Consider the following 16,624-nt stretch of genomic DNA (forward strand, 5'->3'; position numbering starts at 1 on the left):
GCTGAGCCCTTGCGCGGGCAGCATGAAAGGACGCGTGCCTTCTCTCGCAAAGGCCCGCGTCCTCTTTGCCCTTACCGGGTGGTGGCGGCCAGAGCCTCGGCAAGCGCCTGCCGTTTGAGCAGGGTGCAATAGGCCGGGCGATCGCGCTCGAAACGCCAGCCTTCCGAAAGCGGACCTGCGTCATGGCTGTCGAAGCCGAAGGCGTCGTAGAGCGCAGCAACGACAGCCTTTGCGTCTTCATCATCGCCTGCAAGCGGCAGGGCCACGCGATCTTCATCCCCCTTCGGCCGCCCGACCACATCCAGATCGATCATCCGGATGGCGTTGAACGCCTTGACGACGCGGGCGTCCGGAAGACGGGCAGCAATCATTTCGCTGGTCGTGGTCTCGCCCCGGTCAAGCGCCTCGATATGGCCGTCGCGCTCATGATAATAGTTGATCGCGTCGATCACGATCTTGCCCGCAAAGTCTTCCGCCCTGAGGACCTCACGGGCGCTGAGCGGAATGGCCAGCACGATGACCTCGCCAAAGGCCGCCGCCTCCTCGACGGTGCCTGCAGCGCAGCCCAGGCCGCCCTGCATGCTGAACAGGCTCTGCGGGCCGCGGGAATTGCTGATCATGACCTCGTGTCCGGCAGCGATCGCCTTCTGCGCCAGCGACCGCCCAACGAAACCCGCGCCGATAATACCGATTTTCATCTCTAAACTCCTTGTCAGGATGGGATGACCCAGATTAAACCCCCACTGTTGATGTATAAATATCGAAGATCGGTATAGTCTCCCAACCAGGAGGGGATAATGGATCGTCTCACCAGCATGGCCGTCTATGTAAAGGCGGTGGATCTCGGCTCCTTTGCCGCAGCCGCAGAGGCGCTTGGCATGTCGCCGCAAATGGTCTCGAAGCACATCGTGTTTCTCGAAGACAGGGTGGGCACGACGCTTCTGAACCGGACCACGCGGCGCCAGAGCCTGACCGATATCGGCCGCACCTTCTATGAACGCTGCCGTCTCATCCTCAGCGAAACCGAGGCTGCGGAAGGCATTGCGCTGGAGATGCACCGCCATCCCAAGGGGCTTTTGCGGGTGAATGCGCCGAAGACCTTCGGCGCCCTTGCGCTCGCCCCCTACATCACCCGGTTTCTTGAAACCTATCCGGATGTCGAGGTCGAGGTGACGCTCGAGGACCGGTTCGTCGATCCGCTGGAGGAGGGCTTTGACGTCACGATCCGCATCGGCGCAGAGGAAACGCCCGGCATGGTCGCCGTGCCGCTATCGCCCTACCAGCTTGTGGTCTGTGCCGCGCCCGCCTATCTCGCCCGCCACGGCACGCCGCAAACGCCGGAGGAACTGGCGGGGCACGAATGCCTGATTTTCGGCAACCGCGCCGGTCATTCGCTCTGCCGCTGGCTCTTCGAGCAGAACGGGCGCCAGAGCGAGGTCCATGTCAGCGGCAGGCTTTACAGCAATGACTGGATGGTCCTGCTGAACGCGGCCGTCGACGGCCATGGGGTCGCGCTCGGCGCCGAACTCATCCTGCGGACGGAGCTTGCTGCGGGCAGGCTGGTGCCGGTGCTTCAAAACCATCGGGCGACACCGCGCACCATGCAGGCGCTCTATCCCGCCGCCCGCAGGCCGACCGCCAAGGTCATGCGCTTCGTTGAGGGATTGGCCGAGACGTTTCCGGCCCGGCCATAGCCGCCACTTCCTCGATCAGCACCATGGCCGCGCTCTATCCGCAGAACCGCCAGACCGCACAGCGCCTTCGGGTCTTTCTCGACTGGCTCCATGACATATTTGCACGGACAGAAATCTAGGCGTTGCCGTGTTCGCGCAGAAAGGCTTCCAGGAATTCCGCAAGCCTTTCTGCCGCAAAAGTCGGCGTCGGGCCTTCGGCGCGCACCAGTCGCATGTCGCTTGCAATCTCGGCGCCACTGACGAAAGGCCGCGTCAGCAACTGCCCATCGGCAAGCTCGCGCGCCACCGTCATCGCCGGCAGGATCAGCACCGCCGTTCCACGCCGGGCAAGCTCCTTCTGAAGTTCGAGCGATGAGGTCGTAAATGCGATTTCGACCGGCTCAAGCCCCGCTTGCCGCTGACGGTCGTCGAAATCGCGGCGGATGCTGAAGGCGCGATCCGGCATCGCGATCGCATGGGCGCGGACCGCTTCGAGCGAGATGTCCTGCATGTTCGCAAGCGGATGATCCGGCGACATCACGGGATCATGCCGCACGGAGAGCGAAAACAGCGTCTCTATCCTGGCATCGAGCGGCGAGAACATGGTGACCGCGAGATCGGCCTCGCCGGTGGTGACGGCGTTGAGGGCGACTTCTGCGGAGGTGACCGTCACCGCAATCGAGATTGCCGGATAGAGCGCGTAGAACTCGGCGAGCGCCGGGGCCAGAATGGCGTTGATCACCGCGCCGTTGACATGGAGGGAGACATGACCGGCATTGAGACCGCGCAGGTCGTCGATCACCTGGCGTGCGCTTTCGAGATCGCGAATCACCGCTTCTGACCGCCCCGCCAGAAGCGCGCCCGCAGGCGTCAGGGCAATGCCGCGTGCACCGCGCTCGATCAGACGGGCGTTGAAATAGGCCTCGAGATTCTCGAGCTGGCGGCTGACCGCCATCGGCGACACGCCAAGCGCTTCCGCAGCCTTTCGCATCGAGCGCGACCGCACGAGTTCGTTGAAATATATCAGCGCTTCTATCTGCATCACTTTCCCGCTTCTCATCGGCCCTCATTTGAGCGATCGAAGATGTTCAAGGCAAGGCGTGCAACATGCGATCCGCGCGGTTTTTGCAGGCCCTGATCTTGCCATTTGGTATTAAATTGGTATCTTCATTCCAGCAGGAGATGCGCGTGCAGATATTCGAGGATTTCGATCTATCCGGTGATGGTCCGATTTACCGGCGGCTGAAGGCACGGCTTGCCGGGGCGATCGGGAGCGGTGCGCTGGTCCACGGGGCAGCGCTTCCGCCGGAACGCGAACTCGCGCAGATTGTCGGCGTGAGCCGCGTCACCGTGCGCCGCGCCATCGCGGAACTGACCACGGAAGGCCTGCTTCAGCGCCGCCACGGCGCCGGAACCTTCGTGATGCGCCCGCCGGCGCGGATCGAGCAGCCGCTGCAACGGCTGACCTCGTTTACCCAGGATATGCAGGCGCGCGGCCTCAAGCCCAGCTCGCTCTGGCTGGAGCGCGGGGTCCATGCCGCGACCGCGGAAGAGATCGAGGGACTGAAGCTTGGCGAGAACGCATCCGTTGCGCGCCTGAGCCGCATCCGTCTTGGCGATGATCTGCCGATGGCCATCGAACATTCGACGATCCCGGCCGATATTCTCGATCGGCCCGAGGCGGTGGAAAGCTCGCTTTACAGCGTGCTCGCCGAACGCGGCGTCACCATGGTGCGCGCGGAGGAAAGGATCACGGCCTGTCTTCTTTCCGCCGAACAGGCCGCCCTTCTGACCGTGCCGGCCGGCGCCCCGGCGCTCCATATCCGCCGCACCGGTTTCGATGCCGGCGGACGGCCTCTGGAAATGACGCGAACCTATTATCGAAGCGATATCTATGACCTCGTCGCCGATCTGACCTATGCCGGCGACCTTTGAACACGAAGAGATTTTCATGACCACCGACATGCGCCGCGAAATCAACGAAATCCCGCACGCCGCCGCGCGGCTGCTGGAGAGCCAGGACAAGGCGCTTCACGCGGCGGGGCGCGCGCTTGCAAGCAAGGATCCGGCGGTGATCGTCACCATTGCCCGCGGCTCCTCTGACCACGCCGCATTGTTTCTGAAATATGCGATCGAACTGACGCTCGGCATTCCGGTCGCCTCGCTCGGCCCCTCCCTTGCCTCGATCTATGAGGCGAAACTCCGGATGGAAAAGGCCGCAGCGATTTCGGTTTCGCAATCCGGCAAGAGCCCGGACATCGTCGCGCTGGCGAAGGCCGCGCGCGATGGCGGGGCGCTGTCGCTGGCACTCGTCAACACCATCGCCTCGCCGCTTGCCGACATGGCCGACCAGCCGATCGATATTTCGGCGGGCCCCGAAAAGGCGGTGGCGGCCACCAAGTCCTACGTCAATTCGATCATCGCAGGCCTTGCGGTGGTCGCGGCCTGGGCCGATGACGCCGCACTCAAGGCCGCGCTGAAAAAGCTGCCCGAGGATCTTGAAAAGGCGCTTTCCTGCGACTGGTCGGCGCTGATCGCGCCGCTCACCGATGCGCAGTCGCTTTACGTGCTGGGCCGCGGTCCGAGCTTTGCGATCGCAAGCGAAGCCTCGCTGAAATGCAAGGAAACCTCGGAACTCCATGCAGAGGCCTATTCATCGGCGGAAGTGATGCATGGACCGGTGTCGCTGGTCGAGCCGCGCTTTCCGGTGATCGCCTTTGCCGCCCGCGACAAGGCGGAGGACTCCGTCGTCAAGATCGCCTCCGGCATGGCCGAGAAGGGCGCCGCGGTGTTTCTCTCCTCCGACAAGGGCAAGGGCACGGCACTGCTGCCGCATGTGGCCACCGGCCACCCGCTCACCGATGCGCTTGCCCTGATCGTGCCCTATTACAGCGTCATCGAGAAACTGTCGCTCGCCCGCGGCTTCAACCCCGATGCCCCGGTCGCGCTCAACAAGGTGACGGAGACCGAGTGATCATGAAGAAGGCAATCCGCGGCGCCCGCATCTTCGACGGCGAGACCATTCTCGATGGCCGCGCACTGGTGTTCTCGACGGCAGGCATCGAGGCGATCGTCTCCAACCGGCACATACCGGGGGAGTGCGAGACCATCGCAGCCGATGGCAAGCTCATCGCGCCCGGCCTGGTCGATCTGCAGGTCAATGGCGGCGGCGGATTGCTGTTCAACAATGCCCCGACGGTCGACGGCCTGCGGACGATCTGCGCCGCCCAGGTCAGATCCGGCGTCACCGCGCTGCTGCCGACGCTGATCACCGATGGGCCGGACGTGGTGCGGACCGCGATTGAAGCGGGCAAGGCCGCCTTCAGCGAAGGCGTGCCCGGCTATCTGGGCCTGCATCTGGAAGGCCCGCATCTGTCGCTTGCCAGAAAGGGCACCCATGATCCGGCCCTGATCCGCCCGATGACAAAGGAGGATTGCGACTATCTGGTCGACAATGCCGGCCTGTTCGGGATCGGCCTTCTGACGGTCGCCCCCGAGAATGTCACCCGCCAGCAGGTCGCCCGGCTGAAGCAGGCGGGCTATATCGTGAGCCTTGGCCACACCGACACGTCGGCTGCGGTCGCGCGTGAGTACCGGCTGGCGGGCGCCAGCACGGCCACCCACCTCTTCAACGCAATGAGCCCGCTTGGCCACCGCGAACCGGGCGTTGTCGGCGCCGTGCTCGCCGATGGCGGGTTTTCCGCAGGCCTGATTGCCGATGGCTTTCATGTCGATCCGGTTGCAATGGGCATCGCGCTTCGGGCAAAGGCGGGGCCTGGGAAAATATTCCTGGTATCGGACGCGATGTCGGTGACCGGCACCGATCTTCAAAGCTTCGAACTCAATGGCCGCACCATCTACCGCAAGGACGGAAGGCTGACGCTTGCCGATGGCACGCTTGCGGGCGCCGACACCGACCTTCTGTCCTGCGTGCGAAACGTGCGCGACATGGCCGGCCTGTCGCTGGAAGAAGCGCTGCGGATGGCCTCGCTTTATCCGGCAAGGGCTGTGGGCGCGCTATCCAAGGGAAGGCTGACGCCCGGCGCCGATGCGGATTTCATCCTGCTCGACAACAATCTTGCGCTTTCGGCAAGCTTCATCGCCGGCGAAAACGTCCTCGCTTCGGACTGACCCGCGCTCCCCGCGCTATCTCTTGGGCCGCTATTTCGCCCACGCCGGTATCCGTCCCTGTCAGGCCGGCGCCTTCCGGCCTTCAGAACCCGCCATGATCGCGCCATTCAGGCGCATTTCCCCGGCGCTACGGCGAAGTGCCGCACGCGGCTGGGCGGCCCCCTTCCGCAAAGTTCTTTTCCGCACCTGACATAAATCAATTTCATCCCCTGCGTTCCCGGCTACACCCGGTTCATCAATCGGCGACTTGAAGATTGTCAGAATTCGATGTACACAATTTTCAGAAGTTTCTGAAAATTCAGATGAGAACATATGTCGATGGAAATGACGCCGATCGTGCAGGATTTTGTCGCCCATTTCGGTGAGATGGGCAGCCGCTGGGGCATCAACCGGTCCGTCGGGCAGATTTACGCCCTGCTCTATGCCACCCGCGAGCCGCTTTGCGCCGACGACATGGTGGAGGCGCTGAAGATGTCGCGCTCCAATGTCGCCATGAGCCTGAAGGAGCTGCAGGGCTGGGGGCTGGTGCTGCTGCGCCATAAGGCGGGAGACCGGCGCGACTATTTCACCACGCCCGACGATGTCTGGGCAATTTTGCGCACGCTCGCGGAAGAACGGAAGAAACGCGAGATCGATCCCACGCTCAGCCTTCTGCGCGAGGTGCTGATGCGCGAACCCGAAAGCGAGGACGAGCGCTATGCGCAGGCCCGGATGGGCGAAATGCACCAGCTGATCGAAAAGCTCTCGGACTGGTACGACGACGTGAAGGTGATGGAAACCGAGCGCCTGCTGATGCTTTTGAGCATGGGCTCGACCGTGACGAAACTGCTGGAAACGGCGGACAGGCTTCCAGGCTTCGGCCGGAAGCGCGAGAACAAGAGCAGGGACACCTGATGGATGCGGTGGTCGAAACAACGGAACGCGAGGATGGCGGCATCGCCGTGGCAGAAAGCCGTCCGGCCTTGCCGCCTGCCGGAGCCGGAAAGAGCCGGCGCCCGGCGTCGCGTGCGCCCAAAACCCGCGCGCTGAAGCGCGCCGCCTGGCTTTCAACGCTTGCCGAGCTGATGTGGCTGCCGCAGGCCGCCTGCCTTGCCTGGGGCATCGGCCGGATCGCCAACGGTGAGGGCATGGCCGCAATCCTTCCCCTTGCCGCAGCCGTGCTCGCGCTCGGCCTTGTGAAGGCCGTCCTGGAGCGCACGGGCAACCGGATCGCCTACCGCGAGGCGCGCAGCATCCTTTCGGCCAGGCGCGCCGATGCGATCAAAGCGCTTGCGAAGCGCTCGCCGCTCGATACCACCCGCGCAGCCTCTGGCGAGGCGGCCAGCATTCTTGCCGAGCAGTCGGAGCACATCGTGCCCTATCTCGCCCGGTTCCAGACCGCGCGCTTCAAGGCAAGCGTGGTGCCGCTCGCCATTCTTGCCGTGGTCTTTCCCTTTTCCTGGATTGCGGGGCTGGTGCTGCTGATCGCAGCGCCCCTGATCCCGATCTTCATGGCGCTGATCGGCTGGAGCGCCCAATCGGCAAGCGAAAAGCACCTTTCCGACATGGGCACGCTCAACGCCTTCCTGCTCGATCGCCTGCGCGGCCTGCAGACCATCCGCTCCTTCGACGCCGTCGAACAGGTTGCCAAACGCCTCAGCTACCGGGCCGAAAACCTTCGCAAACGGACGATGGCCGTGCTCAAGATCGCGTTTCTGACCTCGGCGGTGCTGGAGCTGTTTTCCGCGCTCGGCGTGGCGATGGCGGCAGCCTATATCGGCTTTCATCTTCTCGGCCAGATCAGCTTCGGCGCCTGGGGCGGCAAGCTGACGCTGTCGGAAGGCCTGTTCATCCTGCTTCTGGCTCCCGCCTTCTTCGATCCGCTGCGCATGCTGTCATCGGTCTGGCATGACCGTGCGGCAGGCGAGGCAGCCCTTTTAGCGCTCGACGGCCTCGCCGAGGATGGCCTGGTGATGACCGGCGGCGACCGCCCCGTTGAAACGCCCGAGACGGCAGCCCGCCCGGCGGGCGTCACGCTTGCCGATCTTTCCTTTGTCCATCAGGGCTCCAGGGACCCGGTTTTCGAGGGCTTCGACCTCTCCGTCGCTCCGGGCGAACATGTGGCGCTGCTGGGGCCCTCGGGCAGCGGCAAGTCCACCCTTCTCGCGCTGATTGCCGGCCTCGCCGAGCCGCGCCGGGGTGCCATCACGATCGATGGCGTCCGGCTTGACCACGACACCGCCGACAGGCTGCGCAGCCGAATCGCCTGGATCGGGCAGAACCCGCACCTCTTTGCGGGCTCGATTGCCAGCAATATCCGCCTCACCCGCGACGGCATCGGCCGCGACGCCATTGCCCGGGCGCTCCGGCTCGCCGCACTCGATGGCGTTGCCGAAGCGCACGGCAATGCCATGATCGGCGAAAACGGCGCCGGCCTTTCCGGCGGAGAAGGCCTGCGCCTCACGCTTGCACGCGCCGCCGCCTCGCAAAACGCCGGCCTCATTCTGGCCGACGAGCCGACCGCCCACCTCGACCACCAGACCGCTGCCGATATCACCGGGGCCCTGCTGGCGCTTGCCCACGGGCGGACGCTGATCGTGGCAACCCATGATCCGGTGCTGGCCGGACGGATGGACCGGGTGATCCGCATCGCAGACGATTTCCGGGAGAACACGGCATGAAAACCAGAGGTCTTGCAGCCCTTCGGCCTATCCTTCGCCTGTTCTGGCGCGAACGGCGCTGGGGTCTTGTCGCGGGTGCCGCCCTTTCCGCCTTCACCGTTCTGGCCGGTATCGCGCTTCTCGGCGTTTCCGGCTGGTTCGTGACGGCCACCGCCATTGCCGGGCTTTCGATGTCGACCGCCCTTGTCTTCGATGTGTTCGCGCCCTCTGCAGCCATTCGTTTTCTGGCATTGTCACGCACGGCCGGCCGCTATTTCGAACGGCTACAGACCCATGATGCCACGCTTCGCGTGCTTGCCGGCCTTCGGGTCAGCCTGTTCCGGGGCTTTGCCGCGCCGGGTGCGGCCCGCGCGCTCGCACTTCGCCCTGCCCGGCTGCTGTTCCGCCTGACCGCAGATGTCGATGCGCTCGATTCGCTTTACCTGCGGGTTCTGGTGCCGGGCGCGGTCGCCGTCGTTGCGGGCCTTGCGGCGATCGCGGTGCTTGGCACACTCTCACTGCCGCTTGCGGTTGCCGTCGGCGCCGCCATCGTCATACCTGGCCTCGCCGCACCGGCGCTGGCCGCGCGCGCCGCCGAAAAACCCGCCCGCCGCCGCGCCCATGCGCAGGAGGCACTGCGCGCCCGCACCGTCGACATGATCGCCGGCCAGAGCGAGCTGGCGCTTGCCGGACGGCTTTCCGCCCAGCGCGACAAGGTGCAGGCCGCCGACAGCAAGGAATATGAGGCCGATCTGGCGCTCAACCGGATCGACAGCAATACCGGCTTCGGCTTCGACGTGGTAACCGCGCTGATCCTTGCGGGCGTCCTCCTTGCAGGCGCAGGCCTTGCGGAAGGGGGCGCGATCACCGCGCCACTTGCGGCACTCGCCCTTCTGATCGCCTTTGCAGCGCTTGAACCCTTTGCAGCCCTCAGGCGCGGGGCGATGGAGCTCGGTCGCACGCTTCTCGCCGCCCGCAGGCTCGGCCCGCGTCTGTGTGATGAGGACAGCGCCCGGGCGCTGCCCCCCGTCCCCGAGAGCGGCACTGCGGTGATCTTCGACAAGGTCACCCTTCGCTACCAGGGCCGCAGCGCGCCGGCGCTTTCAGACCTTTCGCTGCAGATCGCCGCCGGCGAGACGGTGGCCCTGATCGGCCCGAGCGGTACCGGCAAATCCTCGATCATGGCGCTGATCGCCGGCGAGGTGACCGCCGATGACGGCAAGGTCGCCGCCCTGCCCGCAACGCTTCTCACCCAGCGCACCGAGCTTTTCCACGACACGCTGCGCGCCAATCTGAAACTTGCAAGGCCCGCAGCCAGCGACGAGACGCTGATGGCAGCGCTCGATGCGGCAGGCCTTGGCGAAACGGTGCGCGGCCTCCCCCATGGGCTCGATACCGAGCTTGGCGAACAGGGCCTCGGTCTGTCCGGCGGCCAGGCCCGCAGGCTGGCGCTTGCCCGCCTGGTGCTGCGCGATACGCCGCTCTGGCTGCTGGATGAGCCAAGCGAAGGGCTCGACGGCAAAACGGCACGCGACGTCATGACAAAGATCAAGGCGCGCGCCGGAAAAGACCGTAGTTTGCTGATCGCAACGCATATCCGTCGCGAGGCAGAAATTGCCGACCGACTGATCATGATCAATTCGGGACGGATCGTTTCCGTCTACAGAAGAGGCGAGCAGGGCTTTGCCGAAACGCTCGCTGCACTGAGACCGGACTGAAACCCGGCCTCCAATAAAAATGCGGACTGCCGGTGACGCGGCAGGATCGATGAAACAGAGACCCGGTTTGAACGCGGGAGAGACGCAATGGAACTGGACATCGTGGCGCTATCGCGCCTGCAATTCGCTATGACGGCGCTATATCACTTTCTGTTTGTGCCGTTGACGCTGGGCCTTTCCATGATCGTCGCGATCATGGAAACGACCTACGTCATGACCGGCCGCAAGATATGGCGGCAAATGACAAAATTCTGGGGAACGCTGTTCGGCATCAACTTTGCCATCGGCGTCTCCACCGGTATCGTAATGGAATTCCAGTTCGGCATGAACTGGAGCTATTACAGCCACTATGTCGGTGACATTTTCGGCGCGCCGCTGGCGATCGAGGGCCTGATGGCCTTCTTCCTCGAAGCAACCTTCGTCGGCCTGTTCTTCTTCGGCTGGGACCGCATGTCGCGGGTAGCCCACCTGGTGGTCACCTGGTGCGTCGCCATCGGCTCGAACCTTTCGGCGCTGTGGATCCTGATCGCAAACGGCTGGATGCAGAACCCGGTGGGTTCGGCCTTCAACCCGGTCACGATGCGCATGGAAGTCACCGACTTCTTTGCGGTTCTGACCAACCCCGTGGCCCAGGCCAAGTTCGTCCACACGGTATCGGCGGGTTATGTCACGGCTTCGGTCTTCGTGCTCGGCGTCGGCGCATGGTACGCGCTGAAGGGCCGCCATGTGGAGCTTGCCCGCCGTTCGATGACGGTCGCCTGTTCGTTCGGTCTTGCCGCTGCCCTTTCGGTGGTCGTGCTGGGCGACGAAAGCGGCTATCTGACCACCGAACACCAGAAGATGAAGCTCGCCGCGATCGAATCGATGTGGGACACGGAACCGGCGCCAGCCTCGTTCACCCTGTTCGGCATTCCCGACTCCAAGGATCGCGAAACCCATTATGCGGTGCGCATTCCGTGGGTCATGGGCCTGATCGGCACCCGCTCGCTCGATACCCCGATCGAGGGCATCAACGAGCTGGTCGAAAGCGGCAAGACCAAGATCGAAAACGGTATCCAGGCCTATGGCGCGTTGCAGAACATGCGCGCAAACATGGGCACCGGCACGCCGGACCCGGCCGACCAGGCGTTGATGGAGGAATATGGCAACGACCTCGGTTACGCCTATCTCCTGAAGCCGTTCGTGGATGATCCGGCAAAGGCAACGCCCGCCCAGATCGAACAGGCCGCAAACAGCCTCGTTCCTCCGGTCGGCACCCTGTTCTGGTCGTTCCGCATCATGGTCGGAGCAGGCTTCCTGTTCATCGCGGTCATGGCGACGTTCTTCTACCTGTCGACCCGTCGCCGTCTCGACAAGCACCGCTGGCTCCTTCACGTCGCAGTCTGGATCATTCCGCTGCCGTGGATTGCCGCCGAATGCGGCTGGATCGTCGCCGAGATCGGTCGCCAGCCCTGGATCATCGAGGGCATTCTGCCGACGGCGCTTGCCGTATCCAGCCTCGGTGCAGGCACGCTGCTGCTCACGATCACGGGCTTCGTCGCCCTCTACACCGTGCTGTTCATCATCGAAATGGGCCTGATGCTTGCCGCGATCCGCAAGGGACCGCAGCCGGACAACGGACCGGACATGCCGGTCCTCGGCATCCGCCGCGTCCAGGGCACCATGGCACCTGCGGAGTAAGGAACAATGGTATTACACGATCTTCTCTCCTACGAAGTCCTCCGCGTCATCTGGTGGCTGCTGCTCGGCGTCCTGCTGATCGGCTTCGCCGTGACCGACGGCTTCGACCTCGGAACCGCCACCCTGCTTCCCTTTGTCGCCAAGAACGACACCGAACGCCGCGTCGTCATCAACACGGTCGGCCCGGTCTGGGAAGGCAACCAGGTTTGGCTCATCCTCGGCGGCGGCGCGATCTTCGCGGCGTGGCCGGCCATCTACGCCGTTTCGTTCTCGGGCTTCTATCTGGCGATGTTCGCGATCTTGTTCGCGCTCATCCTGCGCCCGGTCGGCTTCAAGTATCGCTCCAAGCGCGAGAGTGCCAGGTGGCGCAACACCTGGGACTGGCTGCTGTTCATCGGCGGCTTCGTACCGACCCTGATCTTCGGCGTTGCGCTTGGCAATGTGCTGCAGGGCGTTCCCTTCCGTCTCGATAATGATCTGAGGATCTTCTACGACGGTTCGTTCTTCGGCCTCCTGAACCCCTTCGCGCTGGTTGCGGGCCTCGTGAGCGTTGCCATGCTGGTGATGCACGGCGCCTCGTACCTGACCACGAAGACGGCCGGTCCTGTCCAGGAACGGGCCCGCAACTTCGGTTCGATCGCGGCGATTGCGCTCATCGTGCTGTTCGCGCTGGCCGGCGTCTGGCTCTATTACGGCATTGATGGTTACGCCTTCACCGGCGCTGTCGATGCGGGCGGTCCCTCGAACCCGCTGATGAACGACGTGGCACGCAGCCAGGGCGCATGGTTCGTCAATTACGGGAAATATCCGTGGATGATGCTGGCGCCTGCGCTGGGCTTCCTCGGTGCGCTCGGCGCCTTCATCGGCCTGCGCGCAGGCCGTGGCGGACTGGCGATCATCTCGTCGGGCCTGTCGGTCTTCGGCATCGTCGCAACGCCCGGCGTTTCGATGTTCCCGTTCCTGCTGCCCTCTTCGGAGCAGCCGGCAGCAAGCCTGACGGCCTGGGATGCCTCTTCGAGCCATCTGACGCTGTTCATCATGCTGGTCGTTGCGCTGATCTTCGTGCCGCTGATCCTCGTCTACACCTCGTGGGTCTACCACATCATGTGGGGCAAGGTGACCGACGCCGACGTGACCAGCAAGGACAAGCACGCCTACTGAGAAAAACCGGCGGGCCTTGGCGGCCCGCCACGCTCTCAAGCCGCATTGCGCGGACACAGGCAGGATGCCGGGCCGCGCAATGTTCTGACGAAAGGAATTGAACCATGTGGTATTTCGCCTGGATCCTCGGCCTGCCGCTTGCAGCGCTGTTCGCGGTGCTGAACGCGATGTGGTACGAGTTGATGGATGACCGCGCGAAGGAGCGCGAGGAAAGGGCACGCGGCCTCTGAACCGCGTCTCGAACGACGGCCCGCCATGTGCGGGCCGTCTTGCGTTTGGGCAGCGCTCCGCCGCAGGCGTCACCGGTCCCGGCCAACAGTCCGCCTTCTCCCCGCAACGAACCGGCAAAACGGAAGCGGGGCCGCATCCATGAAGATGCGGCCCCGCTTGCTTTCGATCCGATCCCGGCATCCGGCCCATATGCCAACGTGTCGGAACAGGATCACGCCTGTTGCCCGGGCGCTGCAGACCTATTGATCGATCTCGAGCGAGATGTTGACGGTGATGCTGTAGGTATTTTCGCCAGCCGCGATCGGCGGAGCGCTTTCGGCCTTCGCCATCATCATGTCGCCGCGCATCATCATCGGACGCGGCATCGAGCCCTGTTCGGAAATCGAGACGACCTTGCCGAGCGTGACGCCGGCCGCTTCTGCAAGCGTTTCTGCCTTGGCAAGCGCGTTGGCGACAGCCTCGCGCCGGGCTTCATCTTCTGCCGCCGTCGGATCGCTGTTCGAAAATGCGATGCCGCCGCCGGAATTGACGCCGAGCTTGACGGCTTCATCGAGCACGCCCGAGAGCTTGGAAAGATCGCGCACCCGGACATCGAGCCCGTTCTGGACCTCGTAGCCGACGATCTCGGTGGTCATCGAACCATCGGAGGCCGTGACCTGCTCGTAGCGCGGGCTGACGGAGAAATTGCTGGTCTGGATGTCCTTGTCCTCGATGCCATCGGCTTTGAGCGCGTCGATCACCTTCTGCATCGCAGTCGAATTGTCCGAAAGCGCGGTCGCCGTGTCATCGGCCTGGCTGACCACGGACAGCGACACGGTCGCCATGTCAGGGACCAGCGTTGCATCGCCATCGGCGGTCACGCTGATCACGGCCGGCATCCTCGGGCCGTCGGCAAGCGCCGCAGACCCGGCAAGCGGCAAGGCAAAAAGCAGCCCGGCGGCGGCAATGCGAACAGGTAGTTTGGCCATGGGAATCCCTCCTTGAATGAACCTCGTGATGTCATGGCCAACAAATGTGAAGCCAATACGGCAGGCGCTTGCGATGCCCGGTATTTTGGAGTAGTCGGAAGAACCGCGCGCGGAACCATTGCCCGCGCGGCAACGGCATCTGCCTTTCTGTGGGCCTGTAGCTCAATGGTTAGAGCCGGCGGCTCATAACCGCTTGGTTGGGGGTTCGAGTCCCTCCAGGCCCACCACCCCTGAATTTTGACGTTGATTTTCTTGCATTTTTTCCTCGTTTTGCCTCACTGGAATTTTCGGAGGTCGAGAGTGGGACATTTTTGCTATCCCAATAGCTCTGAAGGAGTTCGAAACCGGCATCCGCGAGGCGCTTCTTCTCGGCCGCTTTTGAATAGTGGTGCGCCATCTTGGAGTCGGACCACCCAAAGATCGCCATAAGCTGCTTTTCTGTCGCACCCGCTTCTGCCAAGATTGTTGCGGAGGCTTTCCGCAGACCGTGTGATGAGCATTGTTTCAGGCCGATGTCATCGCACCATTGTCTCATCTTGTTGCCAAAGCCGTTCGACGAGAACGCCTTGCCATGTTCGGTGACCAAATAGGTTTCTGTTTTGCAAGGAAGCCATTCCAGCGCTTTTCTCAGTTCAGCTGTAATCGGCAGGCTGACAAGCTCCGCTTCGCCTTTCTGCGGGAAAAATTCAATTCGGCCATCGATAACGTTGGCAGGGCCAAGCTTTACGGCGTCAGAACGACGCACCCCAAGGTTCAGCAACAATTCGAATGCGAGTCGCGCCGTGGTTCCGAAAGGATAGTTCGCCCGAAACATAGCAATCTCTCCCTCCGACCAGCTATGGAAGCCCTTCGATTTGTTGATTTTCTTTACACCTTTCGCTGGGTTGAATGTGGCGCGCTCTGTATGAATTGCCCACTCGAACAGCGTTTTCAGGTACTTCACCAACTTATCGGCAGCTCCCGGCGTTTCACGCCGCTTCATCTGGCTTGCTTCAATGTCGGATCTGCGAATCTTCTTGAAAGGCAGATCACCAATGTTGTTGCAGTACCGATTAAGAACGCTTTTCTTGTCCGATCGAGTTGACGCTGCAAGAAGCATGAACTCCTTTGAACGATAATATTCTTCGATTAACCAGCGTACCGAACCCGGAATAATACGAGGCGATGGCTTAACGAGCGTAACCACCTTTCCAGTCAAAACGCGATGGTACTCTTCGACGAACGCCTGCGTCACGCTTCCATTTTCATCCAGATAGGGTGAGGTCATCCTGTATTTCGGCTTTTCAGGCAACCGAACATAGAATCGTTCGTTGCCATGGCGGTCGACATCGCGCGTGCAATATTTGAATGGCACCCGGCACCTATCCGATTTTGCTGTCGAACGGATTTTCACCATCGTCCCCTTCCTCATCTTCCCCGAGACGCTCTAGTAATTTGCACCAGCTCTCATCGAGCTTAGCCTTATCCCAGCGGCGGACACTGCCGACTTTAAGACCCTTTGGCATCCAGCCCAGTCGCACCCAATTGTCAAATGTACTAGGCGCAATATCAAATCTTGCCGCGGCTTTCGTGCGACGCAATGCTCGTTTCTCGAGCCATTCAATATCGGGATCTCGATTTTGGTCGCTCACTTTCTTACCCCTTTCCAGAAATGGTCCGTCTTGTGCTGGGCTTTGATTTTTGCCTTACGAATCGATATTATATATTACCTATTGGTACCGTTCGGTAACTATTGTTACCAGAAAGGGAGAAATGTCAACGGAATTATCTGGAATCGGATTTAGACTCTTAGAGGTCAGGAAAAAACATGGGCTTACCCAAGCCATAGTAGCCGCCAAGCTCCGAATCTCGGATAAAACTTACAAATTCTATGAGCTAGAAAAGAGGGAAATCCCGTCATTAGTCGCAGTGCATTTCTGTGAATTGTTCGACGTAAGCTTGTCATGGCTTCTGATTGGAAAGCCCGAGGGAGCCAGTGAACAAAACTTAAATATGGTCGAGAACCTAGTGCAAGCAGTGCTGAAATATGCCCACATTGACCTCAAAGATGAGGATAAAGAGGATCTGGCTCGATGTGCACGCTACATCATGAAGCAGACTATTGAGAAAAACACAGACCCTAGCGTTGAAGCAGAAGAGTTTTACAGAACGAGAAAGTGAGCTTCTAATGACTTTAGACAGCCTTACCCAAGAGCTAGCCACCTCAGTGAGAATTATCCGTCTCGGAAGTATCCTTTCGATAGTGGCGACCGGTTCTGGATTGATAGTTTGGAATTGGGATAAAACAAGCAACTCGCATATTGCGACCACAATACTTTTATGTGTTTTGGCAGCGTCTTGCGCCTCTCTCGCAATTGCCGAGCACGTCAATAGATTGCTAATGCGTAATTCAGATATCGATGTCCGAAGATAGCTACACCGTA

15 protein-coding genes, 1 tRNA gene and 1 pseudogene are annotated in these 16,624 nt (G+C 62.0%); 12 read left to right on the forward strand and 5 right to left on the reverse strand.

Features of this window, described 5'->3' with window-relative positions:
- Window positions 1-71 precede the first annotated feature (71 nt).
- Window positions 72-698 carry an NADPH-dependent F420 reductase gene (locus HPQ62_RS09065; protein WP_174802221.1) on the reverse strand — a complete coding sequence of 209 codons (627 nt, stop codon included), beginning with the start codon at window positions 696-698 and terminating at the stop codon, window positions 72-74.
- Between the two features lie 99 nt (window positions 699-797).
- On the opposite strand from HPQ62_RS09065, the gene HPQ62_RS09070 reads away from it, so the two are divergent.
- A complete protein-coding gene (locus HPQ62_RS09070) occupies window positions 798-1,694 on the forward strand; it encodes a LysR family transcriptional regulator (protein ID WP_174802222.1) in 897 nt (298 codons plus the stop codon).
- Window positions 1,695-1,809: 115 nt separating this feature from the next.
- Here HPQ62_RS09070 and HPQ62_RS09075 read toward each other — a convergent pair whose 3' ends face one another.
- Entirely contained in the window at window positions 1,810-2,733 is a 924-nt protein-coding gene (locus HPQ62_RS09075; protein WP_206678057.1) for a LysR family transcriptional regulator, read from the reverse strand.
- Between the two features lie 122 nt (window positions 2,734-2,855).
- On the opposite strand from HPQ62_RS09075, the gene HPQ62_RS09080 reads away from it, so the two are divergent.
- The 9 genes from HPQ62_RS09080 to cydX all read left to right on the forward strand — a co-directional run bounded on the left by HPQ62_RS09080 (window position 2,856) and on the right by cydX (window position 13,232).
- A complete protein-coding gene (locus tag HPQ62_RS09080; protein ID WP_174802391.1) occupies window positions 2,856-3,608 on the forward strand; it encodes a GntR family transcriptional regulator in 753 nt (250 codons plus the stop codon).
- Between the two features lie 16 nt (window positions 3,609-3,624).
- Window positions 3,625-4,647 (forward strand): SIS domain-containing protein, encoded by a 1,023-nt coding sequence (locus HPQ62_RS09085; RefSeq protein WP_174802223.1) that lies wholly within the window; start codon window positions 3,625-3,627, stop codon window positions 4,645-4,647.
- A gap of 2 nt (window positions 4,648-4,649) precedes the next feature.
- Window positions 4,650-5,804, forward strand: coding sequence for an N-acetylglucosamine-6-phosphate deacetylase (nagA, locus tag HPQ62_RS09090; protein ID WP_174802224.1), 1,155 nt, complete (start codon window positions 4,650-4,652; stop codon window positions 5,802-5,804).
- Between the two features lie 318 nt (window positions 5,805-6,122).
- Window positions 6,123-6,698 carry a GbsR/MarR family transcriptional regulator gene (locus tag HPQ62_RS09095; RefSeq protein ID WP_174802392.1) on the forward strand — a complete coding sequence of 192 codons (576 nt, stop codon included), beginning with the start codon at window positions 6,123-6,125 and terminating at the stop codon, window positions 6,696-6,698.
- Complete coding sequence (gene cydD, locus HPQ62_RS09100; protein ID WP_174802225.1) at window positions 6,698-8,464, forward strand: thiol reductant ABC exporter subunit CydD; 1,767 nt, start codon at window positions 6,698-6,700, stop codon at window positions 8,462-8,464. The genes HPQ62_RS09095 and cydD overlap by 1 nt, the downstream gene beginning before the upstream one ends.
- Entirely contained in the window at window positions 8,461-10,161 is a 1,701-nt protein-coding gene (cydC, locus tag HPQ62_RS09105; RefSeq protein WP_174802226.1) for a thiol reductant ABC exporter subunit CydC, read from the forward strand. Before cydD ends, cydC begins: the two co-directional genes overlap by 4 nt.
- An 87-nt stretch (window positions 10,162-10,248) precedes the next feature.
- Window positions 10,249-11,841 carry a cytochrome ubiquinol oxidase subunit I gene (locus tag HPQ62_RS09110; protein ID WP_174802227.1) on the forward strand — a complete coding sequence of 531 codons (1,593 nt, stop codon included), beginning with the start codon at window positions 10,249-10,251 and terminating at the stop codon, window positions 11,839-11,841.
- A 6-nt stretch (window positions 11,842-11,847) separates the two neighbouring features.
- A complete protein-coding gene (cydB, locus tag HPQ62_RS09115) occupies window positions 11,848-13,002 on the forward strand; it encodes a cytochrome d ubiquinol oxidase subunit II (RefSeq protein WP_174802228.1) in 1,155 nt (384 codons plus the stop codon).
- Between the two features lie 104 nt (window positions 13,003-13,106).
- A complete protein-coding gene (gene cydX / locus HPQ62_RS09120) occupies window positions 13,107-13,232 on the forward strand; it encodes a cytochrome bd-I oxidase subunit CydX (RefSeq protein WP_174802229.1) in 126 nt (41 codons plus the stop codon).
- A 240-nt stretch (window positions 13,233-13,472) separates the two neighbouring features.
- On the opposite strand, the gene HPQ62_RS09125 is transcribed toward cydX, so the two are convergent.
- A complete protein-coding gene (locus HPQ62_RS09125; RefSeq protein ID WP_174802230.1) occupies window positions 13,473-14,201 on the reverse strand; it encodes an SIMPL domain-containing protein in 729 nt (242 codons plus the stop codon).
- A 151-nt stretch (window positions 14,202-14,352) separates the two neighbouring features.
- On the opposite strand from HPQ62_RS09125, the gene HPQ62_RS09130 reads away from it, so the two are divergent.
- Window positions 14,353-14,428 (forward strand) — tRNA-Ile (locus HPQ62_RS09130).
- A 200-nt stretch (window positions 14,429-14,628) separates the two neighbouring features.
- On the opposite strand, the pseudogene HPQ62_RS21225 reads toward HPQ62_RS09130, so the two are convergent.
- Together HPQ62_RS21225 and HPQ62_RS09140 are read right to left on the reverse strand one after the other, a co-directional pair.
- Window positions 14,629-15,612: pseudogene (locus HPQ62_RS21225) on the reverse strand (site-specific integrase); the annotation flags it as partial.
- Entirely contained in the window at window positions 15,563-15,832 is a 270-nt protein-coding gene (locus HPQ62_RS09140; RefSeq protein WP_174802231.1) for a DNA-binding protein, read from the reverse strand. The pseudogene HPQ62_RS21225 and the gene HPQ62_RS09140, both read right to left, overlap by 50 nt.
- A gap of 121 nt (window positions 15,833-15,953) precedes the next feature.
- Between HPQ62_RS09140 and HPQ62_RS09145 the strand changes: the two genes are divergently transcribed.
- Window positions 15,954-16,361, forward strand: coding sequence for a helix-turn-helix domain-containing protein (locus HPQ62_RS09145; RefSeq protein WP_174802232.1), 408 nt, complete (start codon window positions 15,954-15,956; stop codon window positions 16,359-16,361).
- The last annotated feature ends 263 nt before the right edge of the window (window positions 16,362-16,624 follow it).

The organism is Martelella limonii (assembly GCF_013344475.1).
Taxonomy (GTDB): Bacteria; Pseudomonadota; Alphaproteobacteria; order Rhizobiales; family Rhizobiaceae; genus Martelella; species Martelella limonii.